The sequence below is a fragment of the Clostridium sp. JNZ X4-2 genome (assembly GCF_054889485.1).
In genome coordinates, this window is sequence record NZ_CM142685.1 from 1,385,826 (window position 1) to 1,412,822 (window position 26,997).

Sequence of the window (26,997 nt, forward strand, 5' to 3'; positions counted from 1 at the left end):
AGGAGGTAGAGGTATTGTGTTAGATTTCGATGTTGATGTTCAGCAGTTTGCTCAGATAAAAGTAATAGGATGTGGTGGCGGAGGAAACAATGCTGTAAATAGAATGATAAAAGAAGGATTAAAAAATGTTGAATTTATAGCTATAAATACAGATAAACAGGCACTGATGCTTTCACAGGCATCACAAAAAATACAGATAGGAGATAAACTTACCAAAGGTCTTGGGGCAGGAGCCAATCCAGAGATAGGACAGAAGGCTGCAGAAGAAAATAAAGATGAAATATCTCAGGCTATAAAGGGAGCAGATATGGTATTTATTACAGCTGGCATGGGTGGGGGAACTGGTACCGGAGCAGCACCTATAATTGCAGAGCTGGCTAAATCTATGGGAATACTTACTGTAGGTGTAGTTACCAAACCTTTCCCCTTTGAAGGCAGAAAGAGAATGCTGCATGCAGAAATGGGAATAAAAAATTTGAAGGAAAAAGTAGATACACTGGTTACCATTCCAAATGAAAGACTTCTTTCCGTAGTGGATAAAAAAACCACTTTAATGGAATCTTTTAAATTTGCCGATGATGTTTTAAGACAAGGTGTACAAGGTATATCAGATTTAATTACTATACCTGGACTTGTAAATCTGGACTTTGCAGATGTAAGAACAATTATGATAGATAAGGGTCTTGCACATATGGGTGTAGGAAAGGGAAATGGTGATAACAGGGCTCAGGATGCGGCAAAACAGGCAATATCAAGTCCTCTGCTGGAAACTTCAATAGTTGGTGCTACCGGGGTGCTTTTAAATATAACCGGCGGGCAGGATCTTGGGCTGCTGGAAATAAATGAAGCAGCTGAAATAGTTCAAGAAGCAGCAGATCCTGATGCAAACATAATCTTTGGAGCCGTTATAGATGAGGATATAAAGGATGAAATAAGGATTACTGTAATAGCAACGGGTTTTGAATCGGATAAAGGAGAAGTTAAAAGAGAGGCATCTTCCAAAACAGACACAGATGTTTCTAACCCTACAGGTATAAGAAATAGTAGAAATGAAGCAGCTGCTTCTGTAGAATACGAAAAATTCAATGAGAATAACCTAGAAATACCTGCTTTTTTAAGAAGGCAGAAAAAGTGAGAAAATCACAGCTGGCAAACTAATGTCAGCTGTGATTTTTTATTTAGCTGAAAATTTCAAGTGGTAAAAATCATATAGGAATAAAAGGAAATTTTGTGACATATTATAGAAGATAAAAATATTAGCAAAAATTAAGAAATGACAAAATTTTGAAATACATAGGTATATAATTAAAAGCAAATACAGGAGATAAGGGTGGAGGTGATTGCATATTTGGTTGTATATATAGACTTGCTAATCTTAATAAATTTAACAGTGGACTTTTTCTTGTTATACATTACTGGCAGAACTCTCAAATTAAAAATGAGATTTGGATTTATGTTTCTAGCAGCAGCCATGGGGAGTATTTATACAATTACGCTGGTTTACCCAAGTTTGAGCTTGTTTTCCGCCTTTTATTTCAAAATCATAGTTTCAATTGTATTGGTTTATGTTTCTTTTGGCAATAGAGGTTTTATGGTTAATCTGAAAATATTATCGGTATTTATTCTCTATTCAATGCTGCTGGCGGGGTTATGTATATTTATTCAATATAGCATATATTCTTATGTGGATGGCCCTATTATAATCAATTTTCCATATCAATGGCTTTTTACTTCACTTATGCTATTGTATATAACTATTGACAGATTAGTGGTTTATGTCAAAGACAGAAACAATCTGTATACACTAGTCTACAATGTGGATATTGTATTCAAAAATAAATGTAAAACAGTTAAGGCTTTCCTGGATACTGGAAATGAACTCAGGGAACCGGTAACTAATTTACCAGTAATAATAGTTGAAAAATCTGTACTTGAAAACATAAATTTAGAAGGGGTATGTGAATTCTATATACCTTATAGGGTTATAAATGGTGCCTGTGGAAAGCTTCAAGGTTTTAAGCCTGATATAATAAAAATAGATTTGGGAGAAGAAGTTAAATACAGGGAAGTTATAATTGCCATTTGCCAGGAAAAATTAAGTAAACTTGGTGATTATCATGCTCTTTTATCCAGAGGAGTAATGTAATGGTCACAATTATATAAATAGTAAAAAACAATTGATAGTGGAGGATAATTATGCTTAAGTTAAAAATGTTATTGAACAGGATACTGGTGAAATTTAAATTTGTAATAAGAGATATATATTATATAGGCGGCAATGATGTACTGCCACCGCCTCTGAGTAAAAAGGAAGAAGAAGAATTGGTTTCAAAATTGGTTTCAGGAGACGAAAAGGTAAGGTCTACGCTTATAGAAAGAAACCTTCGATTAGTAGTTTACATAGCCAGAAAATTTGAAAACACAGGGGTAAATGTGGAAGACTTGGTGTCAGTGGGAGCTATAGGACTTATAAAAGCAGTAAATACCTTTAATCCCGAAAAGAAGATAAAATTAGCTACTTATGCATCCAGGTGCATAGAAAATGAGATACTTATGTATTTGAGGAGAAACAGCAAGGTAAAGGCGGAAATCTCCTTTTATGAACCTCTAAATGTGGACTGGGATGGCAATGAATTACTGCTTTCTGATATTTTAGGCACTGATAATGATGTGGTATATAATTTTATAGAAGATGAGGTAGATAGGCAGCTTTTGGTTATTGCCATGAAAAAATTAAGTGACAGGGAAAAGGAAATAGTAAATTTGAGATTTGGATTGAATGGCAAAAAAGAAAGAACTCAAAGAGAAGTTGCGGATTTGCTGGGTATATCACAGTCCTATATTTCCAGACTTGAAAAGAGAATAATAAAAAGATTAAAAAAGGAAATAAATAAAATGTTGTAAGGTTGTCTTTAGTATAAAATCCGGCCTCTTAGTAAATACTTAAAATGCTATATATTCTAAAGGGGCTGATTACATGATAATTAATAAGGTTGAGATTTGCGGCGTAAATACATCAAAATTGCCAGTTCTAAAAGGAAAGGAAATGAAAGAACTTTTAATAAAAATGCAGCAAGGGGACAATAGTGCCAGAGAAAAATTTATAAAAGGCAATTTAAGATTGGTGTTAAGTGTAATACAGAGGTTTAACAATAGGGGAGAAAACGTAGATGATCTATTTCAAGTAGGATGTATAGGACTTATGAAAGCTATTGACAACTTTGATTTAAGTCAAAATGTTAAATTTTCAACTTATGCAGTTCCTATGATTATAGGTGAGATAAGAAGATACTTGAGGGACAACAACTCAATAAGAGTAAGCAGATCACTGAGAGACATTGCCTATAGAGCACTTCAAGTTAGAGATAGATTAATAAGAGAAAATAACAAGGAGCCAACTATATCTCAAATAGCTAAAGAATTACAAATACCTAGGGAAGAAGTGGTATTTGCATTAGATGCAATTCAAGATCCGGTATCTTTATTTGAACCCATATATCATGATGGAGGAGATGCTATTTATGTAATGGATCAGATAAGTGATACTAAAAATGTAGATGAAAATTGGCTTGAAAATATAGCTATAAAGGAAGCCATGAAAAAATTAAATAACAGAGAAAAATTGATTCTTAATTTGAGATTTTTTGATGGCAGAACTCAAATGGAGGTGGCAGATGAAATAGGAATATCTCAAGCTCAAGTATCTAGACTGGAAAAGACTGCATTAAGGCATATGAGGAATTATATATAAAAGCTAAATATATGGTAAGTTGAATTTTATGTTTTATAAAAAAGGATGGAGGGGTGTACATACATGGATATGGAAGGTGATTTATTTTCCTTGACTAATTTAAAGGATATGGAAATTATAGATGTAAACACCGGTACAAAATTGGGGTTTATAAAGGATTTAAAGATAGACTGTGATGAACACAGGATAATATCTGTTGTTTTGCCTTCTCAGACTTCTAAAATATCCTTGTTTAGCAAAAATGAAGATATAGAAGTACCTTGGGAAAATATAAAAAAGATAGGGGTAGATGTAATTTTAATAGATGGAGAAAAATTGGCAGACAAAGTTTAAAAAGTTCTATATTGTCTAAATAAAGTTATAGCGTAAGCTGTAATAATTAAAATAACCAGTAGAATCTTCAGCAAAAAGGTGTATAATTACTTATATATTATATTATACAAAGGACGTGAATTAAGGTGAAATGCCCTTATTGTGGATATGGAGAAAGTAAGGTAGTGGACTCTAGATCTACAGATGATGATATGGCTATAAGGAGACGAAGAGAGTGTTTGAACTGTAATAAAAGGTATACTACTTATGAAAAAATTGAAAACGTACCATTGTTAGTCATAAAGAAGGATATGAATAGAGAGTATTTTGATAGGAATAAAATATTGAACGGACTTATAAAAGCATGTCAAAAGCGACCTGTTTCAAGAAAACAAATTGAGAGCATAGCAGATGAAGTGGAGAAAAAAGTAAATAATAAAATGCTTACGGAAATAAGCTCTTCTGAAATAGGAGAAATGATTATGGAGAGCTTAAAAAAGGTGGATGAAGTATCTTATGTAAGATTCGCATCTGTTTACAGACAATTCAAGGATATAAATACTTTTATGGAAGAGATAAAAAATCTTATTTCAAATAAATAAAATGGTATGCATATGTATACCATTTTATTTATGTTAAATTTGAGTTAAGAATGTTAAGCTTTTAAATATATTTCCAGTTATCATTAAATGATGTTAAAATATATTTAAAGTATTTTATATAAAGTGATTTATAGGTTCAGGCGGAGCTTGTTCATAAGGGATGCTTTTTGTACCTGAACCTTATTAACAGTATTCTTAGTGCTTTTAGCGCTTAGAATACGTTATTCTTTAGGGGAAGAACTTATCCAGCGGGGGCAGCAGCAGTGCTTATCCTCCACATTATCAAGTGGGGGTGTTTAGCAATGGAAGCAGCCTTCGAATAAAATTAATTTGGAGGGTAATATGAAAAAAATTTCGATTGGACCATATGAATTTATAAGTGTAGATCTTAAAGGAGCAAAAGCAGTATTTTCCACATCTAAGGGCGACTTGAATTTTAATAAGGCAGAGGATGAAGGAAGAAAAAATATTGAAAACCTAAAAAACTGGTTTAAATTAAAGAATGTAGGGTATTTGAATCAGGTACATGGATGTAAAGTTATTGATTATAATAATAATATGGAGGATGGAGATGGCATAATTACAAATAAGCCCTATACGGCTGTAGGAGTTTTTAATGCGGATTGTGTTCCGGTACTTATATATGATGAAAAAGAAAAAGTAATAGCTGCAGTTCACAGTGGATGGAAGGGAACACTAGCGTGCATTGTTTCTAAATCAATTGAAAAACTTAAAAGAGATTTTAAAAGTAAACCGGAGAATTTGCAGGTATGTGTAGGACCTCATATTCACAGTTGCTGTTATGAGGTGGGAGAAGAATTGATAGATAAATTTAAAAATTCATCTTTTTACAGAGGTAAAGATATATCTGAGGGTATAAATTTGGATTTAAAAAAGTGCATATTGTATCAACTACAGGAAAAAGGAGTTAAAGAAAAAAATATAAATTATCTGGATATCTGTACGGCATGTAATGATGAATTCCAATTATATTCCTACAGAAGAGATAAAAATACGGGAAGAATGTTTTCATTTATTTATTTGAATCCACTTGCTGAAGAGGACTAACAGTTGTATAATGCAGCTTGTTAATAATCATTAACTGTATCACGGAGGTGCAATATTATGTCACAGAAAAAAATATTGATAGTAGATGATGAAGAACATATTTGTGAACTTATTGGATTTAATCTTAAGAAGAATGGATATAAGGTTGTTGTGGCAGGTGATGGATTAAATGGATTAAAGATTGCAAAAAAAGAAAAACCTGATCTTATTTTGCTGGATGTTATGCTCCCAGAGTTAGATGGTTATGAGGTTTGTAAAGAAATAAGAAAGGACAGTGCTGTCATATCTTCCACACCTATAATAATGATAACTGCCAGGGGAGAGGAGTTTGACAGAGTATTGGGTCTTGAACTTGGAGCAGATGATTATATAACAAAACCTTTTTCTATAAGAGAGCTTATAGCCAGGGTTAAAGCCGTTCTCAGGCGGACTGACATAAAGGTTGTAGATAAAAATTATAAATTTGGGGATATAAGTGTAGATTTTGAAAAGCATGAAGTCATCAAGAATGGGAACAAGGTGGAGTTGACACTGAAGGAATTTGAACTTTTAAAAATACTTGTAGAAAACAAGGGAAGGGTTATGACCAGGGATTTTTTGCTGGATAAGGTATGGGGATATGAATATGTTGGAGAAACTAGAACCATAGATGTACATATAAGGCATTTGAGACAAAAAATAGAGGCTCAGGATAGTAAGCCCAAATACATAGAAACCATTCGCGGCATTGGTTACAGATTCAATCCGGAGGAATAAGCGGTGATGGTGATAAGATGAAAAAAAAATTGATGATCTCCATGTTGTGTACCCTTATATTCAGTATGTTTATAACCACCTTATTGTTTGTAGTTATTGAAAATCGTGAGTATATTGAAAATATGGAACAGACTTTGAAATTAAATAATCAAATTATAATAGACGTAATAAAATATCAGATATCAGAGAATAAAAGCAGTTTTTCTGTAAAAAAGTTTAAAAATACAATTATAAGAGAGACTCTTATAGATAAAAGTGGGAAGGTGATCAGCGATTCAGTAGCTTCAGAGGGAAGTATGGGCAATCACAATTCAAGAAAAGAAATACAGGAAGCCAGAAGAAATGGAACGGGTTATGATATTAGGCTCAGTGATACTACAAATAAGAAAACATTGTATTTTGCCACTGTATTTGGAGATGGCTACATAATACGAAGTGCACTTACCATGAAGGCAATTAAAGGGTTTGAAAGCAATTACCTTAAATATTATATAATTATAATGATTTTTTCCATATTGCTTTCGGTGTTGTTTGCGGAAAAACTTTCAAAATCAATAGTCAGACCTATTGAAAAGCTCCAGCACGCTACTTCCAGTATAGCTAGTGGAAATTTTGGCAACAGGGTGAGAATTAAATCCAGTGACGAGATAGGGCAGCTTGCTAAAACTTTCAATAATATGGCTGATAAACTTCAGATTACACTGGAGGATTCAGTGGATAAGCACAATAAGCTGGAGGCCATACTTAAAAGTATGGACAGCGGTGTAATAGCTGTGGATATGGATTACAGGATAATAATGATAAATCCCTATGCAAAGAGGATATTTGGAATCCATAAAGATATAATAGGAAAAGACCTGATGGATGAAATAAGGGATTTTGAATTGGAGGATGTATTTAAAAGTGAAGAGGACAATTACAGGGAGATTAAAATACTCTGGCCCAGAGAAAAAATTTTAAGGATAAAGAGAGCCTACATTATTAATGGAAGTAAAAGAATAGGAAAGGTGGCCGTAGTGCAGGATATAACTGATATGAAAAAATTAGAAAATATGAGATCCCAATTTGTAGCCAATGTTTCTCATGAGCTGAAAACACCTCTTACTTCCATAAAGGGATTTGCGGAAACGTTAAAATATGTGGAAGATGAAGAGGATAAGAATAGGTTTTTAAATATAATAGACGATGAGGCGGACAGACTTACCAGATTGATAAATGATATTTTGACACTGTCACATATAGAAAACAATGAAATGGATGAATCTGTAATAATAGAAGCAAATCACATAATAGAGGATATATGCTGTATGATGAAAGCTTCCGCAGAAAAAAAACATATAGAAATCCAAAAAACACTATGTGAAGCACCAAATATAGCGGGGGATCCGGATAGGTTCAAGCAGATGGTTATAAATTTAATAGATAATGCAGTAAAATATACTGATAATGGAGGAACAGTCAAGGTTAGCACAGATGTTAGTGATGGCAGTTATTTAATCTCTGTGGAAGACAATGGAGTGGGAATTTCAGAAAAACATCAGGAAAGGTTATTCGAAAGGTTTTATAGGGTGGATAAAGCTAGATCTAGAAGTGCAGGAGGAACTGGATTGGGACTTGCTATAGTAAAACATATAGTTTTGGGATTTGATGGAACTATAGAACTTGAAAGTGAAGTTGGAAAAGGCAGTAGGTTTACGGTAAGAATTCCCGTAGATTCAAATAAAAATTTAGATACATGATCAAAAAAGACAGCATTTAAATAAAATTAAAGCTGTCTATTTTTGTATGTTAATTTTAATTAACGTTAATATAATAATACATTAACGTTGGTGGGATATTATAAATAATGTAGTAATCAGCAAGAAATGTTACATATTAAATTTTGAGGAGGTCTATAGCGTTATGAGAAAAAAAGGTTTTAGAGGCCTTATACTAGCCATAGCTGTTGTGTTGGCAACAGGAGCTCTTGCAGGCTGTGGCGGAAGTAAAGGTAATAGCAGTGAAGGAAACACTACAAATGATAGTAGCAAGAATATATCAGGTTCTATAACACTTGCAGGATCCACAGCACTTCAACCTCTGGCAGAACAAATTGGAAAGACATTTTCACAAAAAAATACCAAGGCCACAGTTAATGTACAAGGAGGAGGAAGCGGCACGGGATTGAATTTAGCACTTCAGGGAACTGCAGATATAGGAAATTCTGATGTAACGGCAGAATCAAAATTGGATGCAAGCAAGGCAAAACAGCTTGTTGACCACAAAGTTTGTGCTATAGGATTTGCAGTAGTGGTAAACCCTGATGTAAAAATTGATGATTTAACAAAAGATCAGATACAGAAAATATTTACCGGGGAGATTACAAACTGGAAGGATGTAGGGGGAGATGACATGAAAATAAATGTAATAAACAGAACTAAGTCATCTGGAACAAGGGCTACATTTAAAGATACGGTAATGGGCGGAAAGGATGAAAAAGAAGGTCTTGGCACAACTCAGGATTCAAATGGGAATGTGGAAAATGCCATTAAGACAACAGATGGATCAATAAGTTATTTAGCACTTTCATATTTGACAGATGCAGTTAAAACAAATGTGAAAGCCCTGAAAATAGAAGGAGTGGAAGCTAATTCCTCAAATATAATTGCAAAAAAATATCCCTTCTGGTCTTATGAACACATGTATACAAAAGGAGAGGCAAAAGGTGTGGCAAAAGCTTATATAGATTATGTACTCAGCAGTGAAAATACAGATACAATAAAGAAACTTGGATATATACCAATGAGTGATATGAAATAAAAAATATTTCTTTAGATGTTTGTTTTGGCTGACTGTAGAAACAGTCGGCCATTAAAATATAATGTTGAGGTTGGTGAATATGGGCAAAAAATTATTCTGGAAGAAAATGAAGAATGAATATATAGGAAGAGGATTTGCAACACTCTGCGGTGTTATAATAATAATTCTTACCTTGAGCATAATAATTTTTATAACTTCAAAAGGCATAGATACCTTTGTAAAGAGAGGATATCCTGTAACAGAATTTCTGTTTACATCCAGGTGGATTCCCGATAGCAGTAGTCCTAAACTTGGTGCTGCTATATTTTTTGCAGGTTCTATATTGGTTTCCATAGGAGCAGTTATAATAAGTGCACCAATAAGTATAACCCTGGCTGTATTTATGCATTATATATCCCCTAAAATAGGTTCCAGGATATTACAGCCCTCCCTGGAATTATTTGTAGGTATACCCTCAGTGGTATATGGATGGGTTGGCTTCAGCGTACTCCTTCCGTTTTTGAAGAGGAGCTTTGGCGGTATTGGATTTAGCTTAATTGCAGGAATATTGGTGCTTAGTATTATGATATTGCCGACTATAGCAAGTATATCGGCGGATGCAGTAAAAACCATTCCCAAAGCTTATACGGAAGCATCCTATGGGCTTGGTGCAACTAGATGGCAGACCATATCCAGAGTAATAGTTCCTTCAGCTAAAAATGGAATACTTACAGGAGTGGTCCTGGGGCTTGCCAGGGCTTTTGGAGAAGCTCTTGCAGTGCAGATGGTAATAGGCAATACAATAAAATTTCCCAAAGATCTTTTGAGCCCTACAGCTACATTGACAAGTATTTTAACCATGGATATGGGAAACACTGTATCTGGAACTGCATGGAATGATGCACTGTGGTCTTTGGCATTGTTTCTTTTAATAATTTCATTTATGTTTATTTTAGTAATAAGGGCTATAGGAAGAAGGAGTGAAATAAAATGATGAATGCCAAAATAAAAGACAAAGTTTGGACCGGAGTTTTTTATGGTATAGCATTTTTGGTAATAGCGCTTCTGGCTGCCTTGATAGGGTATATATTGTTTAAGGGAATAGGATTCTTTAAGCCCTCTTTTTTATTTGGAAATGAAAAATTTGGAGAAGCAGGAGGAGGAATAGGATCTCAGCTTTTCAACTCCTTTTATATGCTTTTGGTGGCACTTTTAATAAGTGTACCTTTTGGGATAGGAGCCGGTATATATCTGGCTGAATATGCTAAAAAAGGTATGTTTTTAAATGCAATTAGGTTGTGTATAGAGACTATGGCCTCCCTTCCATCTATTGTAGTTGGATTGTTCGGGCTTCTTATATTTGTAAATATCACCCAATGGGGATTTACCCTTTTATCAGGAGCTCTTGCCATATCGGTTTTAAATTTGCCCGCTTTGACCAGGGTAAGTGAAAACGCCATAACTGCAGCGTCATTTTCTGTAAAAGAAGCAAGTCTCGGACTTGGCGCAACAAGGTGGCAGACTATATCAAAAGTTGTTCTTCCATCGGCAATACCACAAATTTTAACAGGCATAATACTTGCAGCAGGCAGGATATTTGGAGAGGCAGCAGCTCTTTTATATACAGCAGGCATGAGTGCTCCTAAATTAAATTTTTCATATATAAGTCTAATAGATAAGGGGTCGGCATTTAGCGTAATGAGACCGGCAGAAAGTCTGGCGGTATATATATGGAAGCTTAATTCAGAGGGAATGGTGCCTGATGCAGCACAAATAGCCAACAAGGCTTCTGCAGTTCTGGTGATCATGGTACTGTTATTTAATTTTTTAGCACGAATAATAGGCAAAAAAATATATGAATCCTATACAGGTAAAAAATAGGGAGGAGAACTAATGTATATAATACAGACTGTAAATCTTGATTTATATTACGGAGCTGTTCAAGCTCTTAAAAAAGTGAATTTAAGTGTTGAAAAAAATTCAGTTACAGCGCTGATAGGACCTTCTGGATGCGGAAAATCCACATTTTTGAGAACTTTAAATAGAATGAACGATTTAATAGATTCAGTTAGAATTGAAGGAAAGGTACTATTTGAGAATAAGGATATATACAGTGATTATGATGTGATAGATTTGAGAAAGAGGATTGGAATGGTGTTTCAAAGTCCTAATCCCTTTCCAATGTCCATATATGACAATGTAGCATATGGTCCCAGGATACACGGAATAAAAAATAAAAATGAACTGGATGGGCTGGTGGAAAATAGTTTAAAGGGTGCAGCTATATGGGATGAGGTTAAAGACCGATTAAACAGAAATGCATTAGGACTTTCAGGAGGACAGCAGCAGAGGCTCTGCATAGCCAGAACTCTTGCAGTTGAACCGGATGTGCTTTTAATGGATGAACCTACATCTGCACTTGATCCTATATCTACTCTTAAAATAGAGGAACTTATGGATATATTAAAGAAAAAATATACTATAATAATAGTGACACATAATATGCAGCAGGCAGGAAGGATATCTGATTATACTGCTTTCTTTTTAAATGGTGAAGTTGTTGAAGATGATAAAACTGAAAAAATTTTCTATAAACCAAAGGATCAGAGAACAGAGGATTACATTACGGGAAGATTTGGATAAAATTTATTAATAATTTAAAAGAGGTGATGGATTATGACAAGAAAAGCATTTGATTATGCATTAAAGGAAATTCATAATGATGTGCTTAGAATGGGAAGTATAGTTGAAAAACAAATTCACCAATGTATAGAGTCGCTGGTAAATCAAGATGAAGAATTAGCTATGCAAACTATAAAGAATGATGATTTGGTAGATGATTTGCAAAAGAAAATAGAAGATAAATGTATAAAGGTTACGGCAAAAGAACAGCCTCTTGCCATAGATTTAAGAACAATATTTACAAATTCCAAACTTATAATGGATCTTGAAAGAATGGCAGATCATGCGGTGGATATAGCTAAAATAACTTTGAGGCTAAAAAACGAAAAATATGTGAAAAGATTGATAGATATACCTCAAATGTCGGATATAGTCGATAAAATGATAAAAATGGCACTGGATTCATATGTACACAGAGATTTGGATAAAGCTTATGAAGCTTGTAAAATGGATGATGAAATAGACAAACTATTTAAAAATGTAATTAACGACATGATTAAAATTGCGGAAACAGATAAAAGCAAGGCAAACCAGATGATCCAGTTGGTGTTTGTGTGCAAGTATATGGAGAGAATAGCAGATCATGTCACAAATATATGTGAGGGAACCATATATTTAGTTACGGGAGAGCAGAAAGATTTGAACGAATAAAGCATATATATGAGATTTTTAAGTCTTAAGTACACAATACTTAGGACTTTTTTTTATTTAATTTTTGCTTTTTTTATGTTATACTTTATTAGGTCGAAAACGAATATTTTCAATAATTAGGAGGTACATAATGTTTACTTTTACTCCAAAAGAAGATAAGTTTTATGAATTTTTTGTTCAAACGGCGAATATTGCCTACAGGGCTTCAAAATCGCTGCTGAACTTTTTGGACAACTTGGAGGATTCAGAAAAAAATCTAAAGATGATAAAGAAAATAGAACATGAAGGAGATAGAAAACAACATGAAATATTAGAGCAGTTAAATAAGACATTTATTACTCCTTTTGATAGAGAGGACATATATATTATAGCCAAGGATATGGATGATATTATTGATTTTATAGAATCTACTGCCAGTAGATTTGTTATGCTCAACGTAAATAAATGCACTGAAGAAGCTGCCAATTTGAGTCATATGATAGTTGAATGCTGTGAGGAAATAATAGTGATAATGGAAGAATTGAAAAATATGAAGACAAGTAAAAAACTTCCTCAGATGATAATAGATGTAAACAGGATAGAAGAGGAAGGAGATGTGGTTTCAAGGAAAGCTATTGGAGATATATTCAGATCAAATATGAAAGTTATAGATGTTATAAAATGGAGAGAAATATATCAATATCTTGAGAATACATTGGATGCCTGTGAGGATCTGGCAAATGTTATTGAAGGAGTAGTAATGAAAAATGCTTAATGCCTTGACTTTAACCATAATAATAGTTATAATTGCAATAATATTTGATACTATAAATGGCTTTCACGATAGTGCCAATGCTATAGCCTGTTGTGTATCCACTAGAGTGTTGACCATGAAAGAAGCCGTGGTAATGTCAGCTTCCCTAAATTTTATAGGAGCTTTTATGAGTGTAAAAGTTGCTGAAACTGTGGGCAGCGGCATAGTAAATCCAAATGATGTTACCCAGGAAGTAATCATAGCTGCCTTAATGGGGGCTATAATATGGAATTTAATAACTTGGTATTTTGGAATACCAAGCAGTTCTTCTCATGCGCTTATAGGAGGGCTAGTTGGCTCTGCTATTGTTTATAAAAGCTCTTTTCTAATAATCAACTGGTCGGGACTTTTTTGGAAAGTCATACTCTGGCTAATATTATCACCAATAATAGGATTTATAATAGGATTTGTATTTATGAATATAATGAACATGATATTGAAAAATACCAAACCGCGTACGGTGACAAAAATTTTTTCCAAGGCTCAAATATTTTCAGCTATGTTAATAGCCCTGAACCATGGCGGAAATGATGCTCAAAAGACTATGGGAATAATAACTATGACCCTGGTGAGTGCCGGATTTCTTGATAAATTTTCAGTACCTTTGTGGGTAAAGGTATGCTGTGCGCTGTCCATGGCATTGGGCACAAGTCTTGGAGGAAAAAAGATAATAAAAACCATGGGCTCTAAGATGGCCAGAATGGCACCGGTAAATGGTTTTTCAGCAGAAATGGGGGCTTCAGCAGTAATATTTACAGCTACCATGTTTGATGCACCCGTTAGTACAACTCATATAATAACAACAGCAATAATGGGGGTTGGTTCCGCCAGAAGATTTTCAGCAGTAAGGTGGGCTGTAGCAAAAGATATAGTTATGACCTGGTTGTTTACCATACCTAGTTGTGCTGTCATTTCAGGAATTCTTGTATTTTTATTGGGGATGTTTTAAGGGGTTATAGCAAATATTTAATTTAAATAGGAGTTATATAAATGAAAAATAAAGTTAAGGCAGTGAAGTTTGGAAGTATTGCAGAAGAAATGGGAATAGAAATAGGAGATTGCCTTTTATCCATTAATGGTAATGAAGTTAAAGATATAATAGATTATAAATTTTTAATAAGCGATGAATATGTAAAAATAGAAATAGAAAAATGGAATAAAGAAATATGGGAGCTTGAGATAGAAAAGGAATATGATGAGGATCTGGGAGTGGAGTTTGAAGAGATGATTCTGGATAAACCTAGAAGCTGTCATAATAATTGTATTTTTTGTTTTATAGATCAGCTGCCAAAGGGAATGAGAAAAACTCTTTATTTTAAGGACGATGATTCCAGACTGGCTTTTCTTCAGGGAAATTTTGTAACCCTTACAAATATTACTGAAGGGGATATAGACAGGATAATTAAGTATAAAATCAGTCCAATAAATGTATCCGTGCATACCACCAATCCTGAACTGCGAATAAGGATGATCAATAATAAATTTGCAGGGAATATATATGGTTTACTGAAAAGACTTACTGAAAATGGAATAAAAGTAAATTGCCAGATAGTATTGTGCCCTGGTGTAAATGATGGAATGGAGTTTCGAAATACTGTAGAGGATTTATATAAGTTGTACCCTGGTGTTGAAAATGTTGCAGCAGTACCTGTAGGAGTTACAAAATATAGGCGGGGCCTTTTTAAGTTGAAGCAGTATAACAGGATTTCTGCAGGAAAACAATTGAAAGTTGCAGAAGAACTTCAGCATAAATACATAGCGGAAACAGGATTTCCTTTTGTAAGGCTTTCTGATGAGTTTTACCTTGTTTCATTCATGAAGGTACCGGATTCCAATTTCTACAGTGGATACAAGCAATTGGAAGATGGTGTGGGCATGGTAAGACTTTTTAGGGATAATATAGACAGGGAAATTGTGAATTTGAAAATGAATGTAAAGGGTTCTTTTACCTTTTTAACAGGGGACTTGGCATATGATGATATAAAAAAAGCTGCTGATAAAATAGTAAATAAGAATTCAAATCTTGTGATAAATGTAAAAAAGATAATAAATAAATTCTTTGGTAATACTATAACTGTAGCAGGACTTATTACAGCAGAAGATATAATAGAACAACTTCAAGATGAAAACTTGGGAAAGTATGTAATAATACCGGAATGCATGCTTAGAAAAGGATATGAATCCTCTAAATCAGAAGACAGGGTATTTTTGGATGACGTGGCCTTGGAAGATTTGGAAAAAATTTTAAAAAGGAAAATATTTGTATGTGATTATACGGGTAGGGATCTAATACAAATTATAAATGAAAATAGTGAGGTGAAGTAATTAATGGGAAAACCAATAGTAGCTATAGTGGGAAGACCTAATGTGGGAAAATCCACATTGTTTAACAAATTAGCCGGAAAGAGAATATCCATAGTGGAAGACACGCCTGGAGTTACAAGGGACAGGGTATATGCGGAAGCAGAATGGTTAAAATATAATTTTACCATAATTGATACAGGGGGGATTGAACCAGAGGATAATGACATAATATCCCTCCAGATGAGAAGACAGGCACAGATGGCAGTGGAAATTGCTGATGTAATCATATTTATAGTAGATGGAAAAGAGGGGCTTACTGCTTCTGATAAAGAGGTAGCCCAGATGATTAGAAAGAGCAAAAAGGCAGTAGTGCTGGTGGTAAATAAAATAGATAGTGTAAAACAGGAAGATGGTGCCTATGAGTTTTATAATTTGGGAATAGGAGATCCGATAGCAATTTCAGCATCTCAGGGATTGGGACTTGGTGATATGCTGGATAAGGTGGTGGAAAATTTCCCCGATGACGGCAATGAGGACAAAGATAATGAATATATAAAAATAGCTTTCATAGGAAAACCAAATGTTGGAAAATCTTCTCTTGTGAATAAATTATTGGGACAAGAAAGAGTAATTGTAAGTGAAATTCCAGGTACTACCAGAGATGCTGTGGACAGTTACCTTGACACAGAAGAAGGTAAATTTATATTGATAGATACAGCAGGTATCAGGAGAAAAAGCAAAGTAAAAAAAGAAGTGGAAAAATACAGTGTTATAAGGACGTATACAGCAGTAGAAAGGGCAGACATATGTGTGCTTATGCTGGATGCTACTCATGATATAAGTGAACAGGATGAAAAGATAGTAGGATATGCACATGAATTGAATAAATCCATCATGGTTATAATCAATAAATGGGATTTGGTAGAAAAAGATACCAAGACTACAAATGCATATAAGGATAAAATAGGTAAAAGTCTTTCATTTATGACCTATGCCCCTTATCTGTTTATATCTGCAAAGACAGGACAGAGGGTGCATAAAGTACTTCAAACAGTAAAGATGTGTTATGAAAATTATTGCAAGAAAATAAAGACTGGAGTATTAAACGACATCATAAGCAGGGCAGTTATGATGAAGGAACCACCAGTTGTGGGAAATAAAAGATTAAAAATATATTATGTTACTCAAATTGGAAGTAAACCTCCCACTTTTGTGTTTTTTGTAAATGATCCTAATTGTATTCATTTTTCTTATGAAAGATATATAGAAAACCAATTGAGGGACAGCTTCGATTTTACAGGTACTGGAATAAAATTTGAGTTTAGAGAAAGGAAGGGTTAAACGTGTGTTTATCCGTATCTTTTTTAGGAGGGGGCAGTTTTGGAACGGCCCTTTCTATAATGCTTGCTAAAAAGGGAATTGAGGTAAACCTGTGGGACAGAAAAAGTGCTATAGTTGAGGATATAAATGTAAAAAGGGAAAATATCAGGTACCTTTACAAGGCATTGATTCCTGAAGGTGTAAAAGCATCTGTAAATGCAGAGCAGGTAATTAAAAGAAGCAAGGTCTTAGTTTTGTCAGTTCCCTCCCAGGCAGTAAGGGAAGTCTGCAAAAATTTTAAGCAGTTCATAAGCGAAGATCAGGTAATTGTAAATATAGCTAAGGGAATAGAAGAAGGTACCTGCAAAAGACTTTCTCAAGTCATTGAGGAGGAACTGCCAAAAAATAAAGTGGTGGTTCTTTCAGGACCAAGTCATGCAGAAGAAGTTGCAAGGGATATACCCACTACAGTAGTTGTATCATCAAAAGATGAGAACTGCAGTAAAAAAATTCAAAATCTGTTTATGACAAATAAATTCAGAGTATACACCAATAGGGACATTATAGGAGTTGAAATAGGTGGTGCTGTTAAAAATATAATTGCACTGGCAGCTGGAATTTCAGATGGAATAGGATATGGAGATAATTCCAAAGCAGCCCTTATGACCAGGGGAATTGCAGAAATAGTGAGAATTGGAGAAAAACTTGGTGGTAAGAGGGAAACATTTTCGGGCCTTTCAGGAATAGGGGATCTTATAGTTACCTGTACCAGTATGCACAGTAGAAATAGAAGGGCTGGAATACTCATAGGCCAGGGCAAATCAATGGAAGAAGCTGTTGAAGAAGTGAACATGGTAGTTGAAGGTATAGCAGCCTGCAAAGCTTTTTATGAACTTAAAAGCAAATTAAATGTGGAAATGCCTATAACAGAAGCACTTTACGAAATACTCTTCAAGGGAAAGGATCCTAGATATATTGTATATGAACTTATGACAAGAGCTAAGAAAAGTGAAATATATTAGAAATTAATTTAAGCTGCAGATAAAATAATATGTAATAAAATATACCTTATGAAAATATATATATACTGTTAATATTAGATTATTGGAGGGTATATTTTGGAAAACTTTAATATATACAAAGATATTGCAGAAAGAACTCAGGGAGATATATATGTGGGAGTTGTAGGCCCTGTGAGAACTGGAAAATCCACTTTTATAAAAAAATTCATGGAAATAATGGTACTTCCCAACATAGATAATTCTTATAAAAAGCAGAGGGCTAAAGATGAATTGCCCCAAAGCTCTTCAGGAAAGTCCATTCATACTACAGAGCCTAAATTTGTTCCCAACGAAGCTATAGAAATAAGCTTAAATGAAAGCACCAGATTTAAAGTAAGAATGGTGGACTGTGTTGGGTATATAGTTAAGAGTGCATTGGGGTACATGGAGGGAGAAGAAGCTAAGATGGTCACCACTCCTTGGTATGATTATGAAATACCTTTTGAGGAAGCTGCTGAAATTGGGACTAAAAAGGTAATAAATGAGCATTCTACCATAGGACTTTTGATAACCACGGATGGTTCTATAACTGATATAAATAGGGAAGACTATGTTGAAGCAGAGGAAAGGGTAGTAAATGAGCTGAAATCAATAAATAAGCCTTTTATAGTGATACTGAATTCACAGCATCCTTATGAACCCGGCACTATGGATTTAAAAAAAGAATTGGAAAGCAAATACGATGTACCGGTTCAATGCATGGATGTGCTTAATATGAAGGAAGAGGATATAACAAATGTATTTCAAAGGGTACTTAAAGAGTTTCCAATTAAGGAAATAAATATTGATATACCAGAATGGATAGAAAAAATGGAGCCATCTCACTGGCTGAAGCTGGATTTTATAAATTTGGTAAAAGATATGTGTGGAAGTGTATATAAAGTTAGAGATATAGTAAGATCTGTTGAAGGATTTTCAGATATAGAATTTGTAGGTGAATCTGATGTAAAAGAAATCAATATGGGTGAAGGTACTGCCAGTATTAATTTGAAGCCCAAAAAGGATCTTTACTATAAAATATTAGGTGAAGTATGCGAAAAAGAAATTCAAGGGGAAAGTGATTTACTGAACATAATTAAGGAAATGCACAGTGCAAAAGTAGAATATGACAAGGTTTCGACGGCATTAAAAGATGTTAAGGACACTGGCTATGGGCTAGTGGCACCTCAGCTATCTGAAATGAAATTGGAAGAACCTGAAATTGTTAAACAGGGCAATAAGTTTGGGGTAAAGTTAAAGGCCAGTGCACCTTCACTGCATTTTATAAGAGCAGATATTCAAACGGAAATTTCGCCTATTATGGGTACAGAAAGAGAAAGCGAAGAAATGGTTAAATCGCTACTGGAACAATTTGAGAGTGATCCTTCTAAAATATGGCAGAGCAATATGTTTGGCAAATCTCTGGAGGTGTTGGTAAAAGAAGGACTTCAAAACAAACTTTATAAAATGCCGGAAGATATTCAGGTTAAAATACAAAAAACACTGCAAAAAATTATAAATGAAGGTAATGGCGGTTTAATATGTATTATACTTTAAATTTTTGAAATGTACCTTATTATGATTAAGTCCAACATGTATTATTATTTTAAGATTATATTCTTAAATTTAGAGCTTCAGATAATTGTGTTTTAATTATCTGAAGCTTTGAGTTTTTTAAATGAGTTTGAGATATTTCAGGGTTAACGCATGAGTAAACAAAGTGTTAAAATGCCTAAAATAGTAAGTTTGGAGCTTCTTTTAAACATATTATTGTGGTATTATAAATCATATAAATTTATATGAGGTAAAATACCATGGTAAAACGTAAAATGTTAACACATTATTTTGGACTTATAACAGATCAAAGACAGGATACAAAAATTAAACATAACCTAACATCAATATTATTCATAGCTGTAGTTGCAACATTAGCAAATTGTGACAGCTGGGTGGCTATAGAAGATTTTGCAAACGACAGGATCGATTTCTTCAAAAAATATCTGACTTTGCCATATGGGATACCTTCTCATGATACCTTGCAAAGAGTTTTTGAATGGATTGACCCAAAAGAATTTAGAAGTAGTTTTATGAAATGGATAGAAGAAATATCAGCAAGTTTGAATGGATCTATTATAGCGATTGATGGAAAGACTGTATGCGGAGCACGTAATATAGCTGAAGAAAAATCAGCAATACATATAGTAAGTGCATGGGCAAGTAAATATAGAATAGTTATAGGACAGGTAAAAACTGCCGAAAAAAGTAATGAAATTACGGCTATTCCAGAACTTCTAAAATTACTAGATATTAATGGATGTATTGTAACTACTGATGCAATGGGATGTCAGAAAGATATAGTAAAAGCGATAGTGGATAAGAATTCTGATTATGTGCTTGCACTAAAAGGAAACCAGAAGCTTTTTTATGAAGAAGTTAAAGAATATTTAGATGATGCAGTAGAAACGGGCTTTAAAGGTATTCCATACAATTATACAATGACAGTAGATAAGGGACATGGAAGAAATGAAGTACGAAAATACTACATTACAGAAAGTATAGATTGGCTCAGTACACGCAGTGAATGGAAAAGTTTAAAAAGTATAGGAATAGCTGTACGAAAGAGTGAAGAAAAAGGGAAAATAACAATAGAGAAAAGATACTATATAAGTTCTCTACCGGCTGATGCTGTAAAATTTTCAAATGCTGTGCGTAAGCACTGGGGAATTGAAAGTATGCATTGGGTACTTGATGTAGTGTTTAATGAAGATTCTAACAGGACAAGAAAGGAACACAGTCCAGAGAATCTATCATTACTTAGGAAGTTTGCACTTAATATACTTAGAAATATAGAAACAGAAAAACCTATGAGTGGCCCAAGGAAAAGGGCTAAAGCAATGACAAATGAAGATTTTCTTGATTCAATTGTAAAGCATACATTTTTGGCTTGATAAAATAGGGCTTATTTTTGATGTCACGGGATATATCCAATAACAAGGACTATCTGGTTAATTAAAAAAAAGCTATTGGTTCATACCACCATATGTGAAAATTTAGCAATGATAGAATTTATTCCAGAGTTTATCTGGGACATAAGAGATTATAACTTTTCATGCGTTTGCCCTGTGAGATATTTTTATAGATGTGTCTATTACAGGTATTTTATGATATAATCGTCTTAAACTAGAATTTTAAAGAAAATTTTAGTGTGAACTTGCGAATTTTGTAGTATGAAGTGTTTATTGGGCAGGGTGGAGTTTTCTTATAGGGAAAGCTTTTTGTAATGAATCTTGGAAGAATTTTTCAGGGTTACAGAGTGATTTTTCTGATTTATAAATCTAGGGGTAGCCAGAGAATAAATTTATCTTGAAATTATTATAGATATTTATGTATAATTAAGTGTAGACTTATAAGGTTGTGTGGAAGGATGAAATTATAATGATTAAAAGTATGACGGGCTTTGGAAGGGGTACAGTAGAAGGTGAGGAACAGAGTTTTACAGTAGAAATAAAAAGCGTAAATCACAGGTATTGCGATTTGAATATCAAAATGCCAAAAAGTTTTATGCCTTTAGAAGATAGAATGCGAAAAGTCATTCAACAAAAAATAAACAGGGGTAAAGTTGATGTGTTTATAACTCAGATGAATTTTGGCAATTGCACTACAAGGGCTGTACTGGATGAAAAGCTGGCGGACAGCTATGCAGAGTGTCTAAATAAAATCAGGGAAAAATATAATATAAAGGCAGAGATATCTCTTGATTTAATTGCTAAATTCCCAGATGTTATAACATTAAAAAAGGAAGAGGATGATCTGGAAAACACTTGGAAGTATTTATTACAGGCTTTAAACCATGCTGTTTCTATGCTGGTGAATATGAGGGAAAAAGAGGGAGAAAAGCTAAAGAGGAATATGATTGAAAAATGTCACCATATTGAATCTTTAATGAATGATATAGAAAGCAGATCTTTTAAGATAGTTGAAGAATACAGAGAAAAACTTTCAAATAGATTGAAGGATTTACTTGGAAAATGCCCTGTAGATGAAAATAGATTGACAATGGAAGTTGCATTGTTTGCGGATAAGTCATGTATTGATGAAGAGATTGTAAGACTAAATAGTCATATAATTCAGTTTAAGGAAACTTTGGATGTAGATGAACCTGTAGGAAGAAAGCTTGATTTTATACTGCAGGAGATGAACAGAGAGGCAAATACTATTGCATCTAAATCAACAAATCTGGAAGTGACGCAACTGATATTAAATGTAAAAAACGAAATAGAAAAAATAAGAGAACAGATACAAAATGTGGAGTAAAACAGGAGGAAATATATGGGTATTAAGTTAATAAACATAGGCTTTGGAAATATTGTTTCAGCAAATAGATTGGTGGCTATAGTGAGTCCGGAATCTGCACCGATAAAGAGAATAATTCAGGAGGCAAGAGACAGGGGAATGCTTATAGATGCCACTTACGGGAGAAGAACAAGAGCCGTTATAATAACTGACAGTGATCATGTAATACTTTCAGCAGTTCAGCCTGAAACTGTGGCACATAGACTGTCATCTAAAGATGATGAAGAGGAAATCAGTGAGGTTGAGGAATAATGCAGAAAAAAGGTCTTTTAGTTGTGATATCAGGGCCTTCTGGTACAGGAAAAAGTACAGTGTGTAAAGCTTTGATTAAAAAAAGCAAATTTTGGATTTCCATTTCAGCTACTACAAGATCTCCACGAAAAGGTGAAGTGGATGGAATAAATTATTATTTTTTGACTGAAGGGGATTTTAAGGATAAAATAAAAAATAATAATTTTCTGGAATATGCAAAGGTATATGGGAATTATTATGGGACTCCCAAGTCTAAGGTCCTAAAGGCTATAGAAGAGGGCAATGATGTAGTGCTTGAAATCGACATTCAGGGAGCTCTAATGGTGAAAGAAGCCTATCCTGAAGGGGTATTTATATTCATACTTCCTCCTTCCATGGAAGAACTAAAAAAAAGAATTATAAATAGAGGCAGTGAAACACCGGAATCCTTTATAACCAGATTTAATTCAGCATATAAGGAAATAAATTATGTATCAAAATACAATTATGTGGTTATAAATGATACTGTAGATAATGCTGTAAACAATATAGAAAGTATAATTATGGCAGAAAAATGTAGAGTAGACAGGGTTAAAGATGAAATATTAGATCCTAAGGAGGGAATTACATATGAACAACTCGATGATAAATCCATCTATTGTAGATCTGTTAAAAAAAGTAGAAAATAGATATACATTAGTTACTATAACAGCCAAGAGAGCAAGGCAATTGATTGAGGGAGCCGAACCATTAGTGAATATAGATTCAACAAAACCTGTTACTATAGCTATTAATGAAATATCTGAGGAGCTAATTACTTATAAAACTGTAAAAGAAGGTATCAAGTAATGCTAAATGATAGGAAAACGGTGATTATAGGAGTAACTGGAGGTATAGCAGTTTACAAGGCATTGGATGTTGTAAGCAGATTAAAGAAAAAGAATTTTGAGGTAAATGTCATAATGACAAAATCTGCAGCAGAGTTTGTAACACCTCTTAGTTTTCAAACCATGAGCCAGAATATTGTAAATGTTGATATGTTTCAGGAACCCAGGGCCTGGGAAATACAGCATATCTCTCTTGCTAAAAAGGCGGATTTGATAGCAGTTATTCCAGCTACTGCCAATATAATAGGAAAGATTTCAAATGGAATAGCAGATGACCTTTTAACTGCTACAATCATGGCAACAAAGGCTCCGGTTATCTTTGCACCTGCTATGAATACAAACATGTATAACAATCCTATTGTACAGGACAATATGAATAAGCTCATGAAATTTGGCTATGAGTTTATAAAGCCTGCTGTGGGAAGGTTGGCCTGTGGTGACAGCGGTGAAGGTAAACTTGAGAACACGGATTTTATAGTACAGGTAATTGAAAGCATGTTGTATGAAATAAAGGATTTAAGAGGAAAAAAGGTATTGGTGACAGCTGGTCCCACAATGGAAGACATAGATCCTGTAAGATATATAACAAATAGATCCTCCGGTAAAATGGGGTATTCAATAGCTGAAGAAGCAAGGGACAGGGGTGCAGAGGTAACTCTTGTGTCAGGATCTACAAATTTGGATATACCTTTTGGAGTGAAATTTATAAAAGTAAGAACAAATGAGGAAATGTTAAATGCAGTACTTGAAAAATTTGAAAAGCAGGATATAGTGATAAAAGCAGCGGCGGTTTCCGATTATAAACCTAAGGTTTATTCCAGAAAGAAGATAAAGAAAGATGGAGATGAGCTTTCCCTTCCTCTGGTTAGGGATGTTGATATACTAAGAGAACTTGGAAAGCTAAAAAACAATCAGATTTTAGTGGGTTTTGCGGCAGAAAGCAATGATTTAATTGAAAATGCTGAAAAAAAATTAAAAAGTAAAAATCTGGATTACATAATTGCCAATGATATAACAGGAAGGGATACTGGATTTTCCTCAGATAATAACAAAGTAACAATAATATTTAAAAATGGAGATAAAATAAGTTTGGATAAAATGAGCAAAAGGGAAGTAGCACGAAAATTATTTAATATATTGGCATCTAAAATATAAAATTTATGTTTAAGAGGGGTTAACATTTAAATGCCTCTCTTATTTGATGTTTATTATAAAAGGGTGATCAGGTGTATATATATGCAGGAATTATTGTAAATAACAGTTCTGTAAAATTGGATAAAATTTTTACCTATAAGGTGCCGGATAAATTAAAAGACAAAATAGAAATAGGCTTTAGGGTTAAAGTCCCTTTTGGAATGGGAAATAAAAAGTTAGATGGATTTGTAGTGAGTATTTATGAGAATGTGTCAGATGATAGAAAGGTCAAAGAGATAATTGATCTTTGTGATGATTTTTCTCTTTTTACAAGAAAAGATCTGGCACTTATAGAAAATATGAGAAAAAGGTATTTGTGTACATATTTGGATTGTATAAAGGTATTTATACCAAGAGGTATATTTAAGGGAATGAAAGACAAAAAGAAAACATTGGTATACATAGGTAAAAGTTTGGAGAAAAATTTTGACAGAGATCCTTACAGAAGTATATATGAATTGGTGCAAAGTAAAAATGGCAGATATACTAAAAGCTTTATAAGCAAAAATTACAATTTATCTCTATCATCTATAAATACTATGATAAAACATGGATTTCTTCTTACAGGGGAGAAAACTGTAACCAGATATGATGATAAAAAATACAGTGCCTATTCAAAAAAAATGCTTAATGAAGAACAACAATTTGCCGTAGATGAAATAATAAATTCACATAAAAAGCTGTTTTTGATTCATGGAGTTACGGGAAGCGGTAAAACTGAAATTTATATGCATCTTGTAGAAAAGGCCATGGAAGATGGAAAGGAATCCATAATACTGGTTCCTGAAATTGCTCTTACACCTCAAATGGTAGAAAGGTTTAAAGGTAGATTTGGGAAAGATGTAAGTGTATTTCACAGCAAATTATCAGATGGAGAGAGATACGATGAATGGATGCGAATAAAAGAGCATCAGGTGAAAGTTGCCATAGGAGCCAGATCCGCTATTTTTTTACCTTTTGAAAATCTGGGACTTATAATAATAGATGAAGAGCAGGAATGGAGCTACAAGTCGGATAGTAATCCTAAATATAATGCAAAAGAAATTGGGGAAATGAAATGTAATCAATATGATTGTAAAATGATACTGGGTTCTGCTACTCCTTCTATAAAAACTTATTATAGGTGCAAAACTGGGGAGATTGAACTTTTAACTTTGAAAAATAGAGCTGATGGAGCAATTATGCCGGAAATCAAGATTGTGGATATGAGGGGAGAACTTGCAGATAACAATAAATCCATGTTTAGCAGAATTCTATATAACTCCATTTGTGACAGGTTGAATAAAGGGGAACAGACAATGCTTTTCTTAAATAGAAGGGGATATTCTACCTTTGTGTCCTGTAGAAAATGTGGTTATGTGTTTAAATGTAATAAATGTGACATATCCTATACCTATCATCATAATGTGGGAAAACTTATATGCCATTATTGCGGAAGCAGAGTTGATGTTCCAAAGGTCTGTCCTAAATGCGGGAGCAAATATGTAAAGTATTTTGGAGTGGGTACTGAAAAAATAGAACAGCTTATAAAAAGTGAATTTCCCCGGGCAAAAACCATAAGAATGGACTTTGATACTACCAGGAAAAAAAATTCATATGAAAATATATATAATACCTTTAAAGAGGGCAGGGCGGATATATTAATAGGGACTCAGATGATAGCAAAGGGACTGGATTTTAAAAATGTAACTCTGGTGGGGGTAATAGCAGCAGATTTGTCTATTAACCTTCCGGATTTCAGATCAGCAGAAAAAACCTATGAACTGATAACTCAGGTTTCAGGAAGAGCAGGCAGAGGAGAAAAACCGGGAGAGGTAATTGTACAGACATATAGTCCTGAAAATTATAGTATAAAATGTGCTGCAGAAAATGACTATGAGGATTTTTATAATGAAGAAATTGGTATAAGAAGGCAGATGGAGTATCCGCCTTTTTCAGATATACTTCTTATAAATATGAATAGTAAAAAAGAAGATGTGTTAATAAAAAATATACAAAATGTTGGTGTATTTTTAAGAAATGCTCTTGAAAAAAATGATAAAATTAAAATGCTGGGACCATGTCCCTGTGAGATATCAAAAATAAAGGAATTATATAGGTGGAAGATAATGATAAAGGGCAAAATAAATTTAAATATGGCACAAAATATCAGAAAAATAGTTTATGATTTATTAAAAGATGTTTATAATGATATAAAGGTTAATATAGATATAAATCCTAATAATATGTTGTAAAATTCATTTGTTTAAATGTTGATTTTAAAGTATATAGTTTA

The 26,997-nt window shown here is 33.6% G+C and carries 27 protein-coding genes; all 27 read left to right on the forward strand.

Going from position 1 to position 26,997, the window contains the following annotated elements; genetic code table 11:
- Positions 1-16 precede the first annotated feature (16 nt).
- Entirely contained in the window at positions 17-1,135 is a 1,119-nt protein-coding gene (gene ftsZ / locus ACYUJ6_RS06685) for a cell division protein FtsZ (RefSeq protein WP_461845054.1), read from the forward strand.
- Between the two features lie 201 nt (positions 1,136-1,336).
- Positions 1,337-2,146 (forward strand): sigma-E processing peptidase SpoIIGA, encoded by an 810-nt coding sequence (gene spoIIGA / locus ACYUJ6_RS06690; protein WP_461845055.1) that lies wholly within the window; start codon positions 1,337-1,339, stop codon positions 2,144-2,146.
- A 50-nt stretch (positions 2,147-2,196) separates the two neighbouring features.
- A complete protein-coding gene (gene sigE / locus ACYUJ6_RS06695) occupies positions 2,197-2,904 on the forward strand; it encodes an RNA polymerase sporulation sigma factor SigE (protein ID WP_461845056.1) in 708 nt (235 codons plus the stop codon).
- A gap of 73 nt (positions 2,905-2,977) precedes the next feature.
- The gene (gene sigG, locus ACYUJ6_RS06700; RefSeq protein WP_369703425.1) at positions 2,978-3,751 is read left to right on the forward strand and encodes an RNA polymerase sporulation sigma factor SigG; all 774 of its coding nucleotides are present in this window, start codon (positions 2,978-2,980) and stop codon (positions 3,749-3,751) included.
- Positions 3,752-3,814: 63 nt separating this feature from the next.
- On the forward strand, positions 3,815-4,084 hold the full coding sequence (locus ACYUJ6_RS06705) for a YlmC/YmxH family sporulation protein (protein ID WP_369703426.1): 270 nt from the start codon (positions 3,815-3,817) through the stop codon (positions 4,082-4,084).
- Positions 4,085-4,209: 125 nt separating this feature from the next.
- Complete coding sequence (nrdR, locus tag ACYUJ6_RS06710; protein ID WP_461845057.1) at positions 4,210-4,665, forward strand: transcriptional regulator NrdR; 456 nt, start codon at positions 4,210-4,212, stop codon at positions 4,663-4,665.
- Between the two features lie 342 nt (positions 4,666-5,007).
- Positions 5,008-5,733 carry a peptidoglycan editing factor PgeF gene (gene pgeF, locus ACYUJ6_RS06715; protein ID WP_461845058.1) on the forward strand — a complete coding sequence of 242 codons (726 nt, stop codon included), beginning with the start codon at positions 5,008-5,010 and terminating at the stop codon, positions 5,731-5,733.
- 57 nt (positions 5,734-5,790) lie between these two features.
- Positions 5,791-6,489 (forward strand): response regulator transcription factor, encoded by a 699-nt coding sequence (locus ACYUJ6_RS06720; protein ID WP_461845059.1) that lies wholly within the window; start codon positions 5,791-5,793, stop codon positions 6,487-6,489.
- 17 nt (positions 6,490-6,506) lie between these two features.
- Positions 6,507-8,228: a two-component system histidine kinase PnpS gene (gene pnpS / locus ACYUJ6_RS06725; RefSeq protein WP_461845060.1), complete on the forward strand. Its 1,722-nt coding sequence runs from the start codon at positions 6,507-6,509 to the stop codon at positions 8,226-8,228.
- A 163-nt stretch (positions 8,229-8,391) separates the two neighbouring features.
- Positions 8,392-9,288 carry a phosphate ABC transporter substrate-binding protein gene (locus ACYUJ6_RS06730; RefSeq protein ID WP_461845061.1) on the forward strand — a complete coding sequence of 299 codons (897 nt, stop codon included), beginning with the start codon at positions 8,392-8,394 and terminating at the stop codon, positions 9,286-9,288.
- Positions 9,289-9,367: 79 nt separating this feature from the next.
- A complete protein-coding gene (gene pstC / locus ACYUJ6_RS06735; protein ID WP_461845062.1) occupies positions 9,368-10,261 on the forward strand; it encodes a phosphate ABC transporter permease subunit PstC in 894 nt (297 codons plus the stop codon).
- Positions 10,261-11,148 carry a phosphate ABC transporter permease PstA gene (pstA, locus tag ACYUJ6_RS06740; RefSeq protein WP_461845463.1) on the forward strand — a complete coding sequence of 296 codons (888 nt, stop codon included), beginning with the start codon at positions 10,261-10,263 and terminating at the stop codon, positions 11,146-11,148. The genes pstC and pstA overlap by 1 nt, the downstream gene beginning before the upstream one ends.
- Before the next feature lie 12 nt (positions 11,149-11,160).
- Positions 11,161-11,910, forward strand: coding sequence for a phosphate ABC transporter ATP-binding protein PstB (gene pstB, locus ACYUJ6_RS06745; RefSeq protein WP_461845063.1), 750 nt, complete (start codon positions 11,161-11,163; stop codon positions 11,908-11,910).
- A 33-nt stretch (positions 11,911-11,943) separates the two neighbouring features.
- Positions 11,944-12,600 carry a phosphate signaling complex protein PhoU gene (phoU, locus tag ACYUJ6_RS06750; RefSeq protein ID WP_461845064.1) on the forward strand — a complete coding sequence of 219 codons (657 nt, stop codon included), beginning with the start codon at positions 11,944-11,946 and terminating at the stop codon, positions 12,598-12,600.
- A gap of 130 nt (positions 12,601-12,730) precedes the next feature.
- Positions 12,731-13,354, forward strand: a complete 624-nt coding sequence (locus tag ACYUJ6_RS06755; protein WP_461845065.1) for a DUF47 domain-containing protein — start codon at positions 12,731-12,733, stop codon at positions 13,352-13,354.
- A complete protein-coding gene (locus ACYUJ6_RS06760; protein WP_461845066.1) occupies positions 13,347-14,342 on the forward strand; it encodes an inorganic phosphate transporter in 996 nt (331 codons plus the stop codon). Before ACYUJ6_RS06755 ends, ACYUJ6_RS06760 begins: the two co-directional genes overlap by 8 nt.
- 41 nt (positions 14,343-14,383) lie before the next feature.
- A complete protein-coding gene (locus tag ACYUJ6_RS06765) occupies positions 14,384-15,718 on the forward strand; it encodes a DUF512 domain-containing protein (protein ID WP_461845067.1) in 1,335 nt (444 codons plus the stop codon).
- Positions 15,719-15,721: 3 nt separating this feature from the next.
- Entirely contained in the window at positions 15,722-17,038 is a 1,317-nt protein-coding gene (gene der, locus ACYUJ6_RS06770) for a ribosome biogenesis GTPase Der (RefSeq protein WP_461845068.1), read from the forward strand.
- A gap of 2 nt (positions 17,039-17,040) precedes the next feature.
- Positions 17,041-18,039, forward strand: coding sequence for an NAD(P)H-dependent glycerol-3-phosphate dehydrogenase (locus ACYUJ6_RS06775; protein WP_461845069.1), 999 nt, complete (start codon positions 17,041-17,043; stop codon positions 18,037-18,039).
- Positions 18,040-18,135: 96 nt separating this feature from the next.
- Complete coding sequence (gene spoIVA, locus ACYUJ6_RS06780) at positions 18,136-19,614, forward strand: stage IV sporulation protein A (RefSeq protein WP_461845070.1); 1,479 nt, start codon at positions 18,136-18,138, stop codon at positions 19,612-19,614.
- A 257-nt stretch (positions 19,615-19,871) separates the two neighbouring features.
- On the forward strand, positions 19,872-21,005 hold the full coding sequence (locus ACYUJ6_RS06785; protein WP_461842474.1) for an ISAs1 family transposase: 1,134 nt from the start codon (positions 19,872-19,874) through the stop codon (positions 21,003-21,005).
- 487 nt (positions 21,006-21,492) lie between these two features.
- A complete protein-coding gene (locus tag ACYUJ6_RS06790; protein WP_461845071.1) occupies positions 21,493-22,371 on the forward strand; it encodes a YicC/YloC family endoribonuclease in 879 nt (292 codons plus the stop codon).
- A gap of 15 nt (positions 22,372-22,386) precedes the next feature.
- The gene (gene remA / locus ACYUJ6_RS06795; protein ID WP_461845072.1) at positions 22,387-22,662 is read left to right on the forward strand and encodes an extracellular matrix/biofilm regulator RemA; all 276 of its coding nucleotides are present in this window, start codon (positions 22,387-22,389) and stop codon (positions 22,660-22,662) included.
- The gene (gene gmk, locus ACYUJ6_RS06800) at positions 22,662-23,330 is read left to right on the forward strand and encodes a guanylate kinase (RefSeq protein WP_461845073.1); all 669 of its coding nucleotides are present in this window, start codon (positions 22,662-22,664) and stop codon (positions 23,328-23,330) included. Before remA ends, gmk begins: the two co-directional genes overlap by 1 nt.
- Complete coding sequence (rpoZ, locus tag ACYUJ6_RS06805; RefSeq protein ID WP_461845074.1) at positions 23,272-23,490, forward strand: DNA-directed RNA polymerase subunit omega; 219 nt, start codon at positions 23,272-23,274, stop codon at positions 23,488-23,490. Before gmk ends, rpoZ begins: the two co-directional genes overlap by 59 nt.
- The gene (coaBC, locus tag ACYUJ6_RS06810; RefSeq protein WP_461845075.1) at positions 23,490-24,683 is read left to right on the forward strand and encodes a bifunctional phosphopantothenoylcysteine decarboxylase/phosphopantothenate--cysteine ligase CoaBC; all 1,194 of its coding nucleotides are present in this window, start codon (positions 23,490-23,492) and stop codon (positions 24,681-24,683) included. Before rpoZ ends, coaBC begins: the two co-directional genes overlap by 1 nt.
- Positions 24,684-24,754: 71 nt before the next feature.
- Entirely contained in the window at positions 24,755-26,956 is a 2,202-nt protein-coding gene (gene priA / locus ACYUJ6_RS06815) for a primosomal protein N' (RefSeq protein ID WP_461845076.1), read from the forward strand.
- The last annotated feature ends 41 nt before the right edge of the window (positions 26,957-26,997 follow it).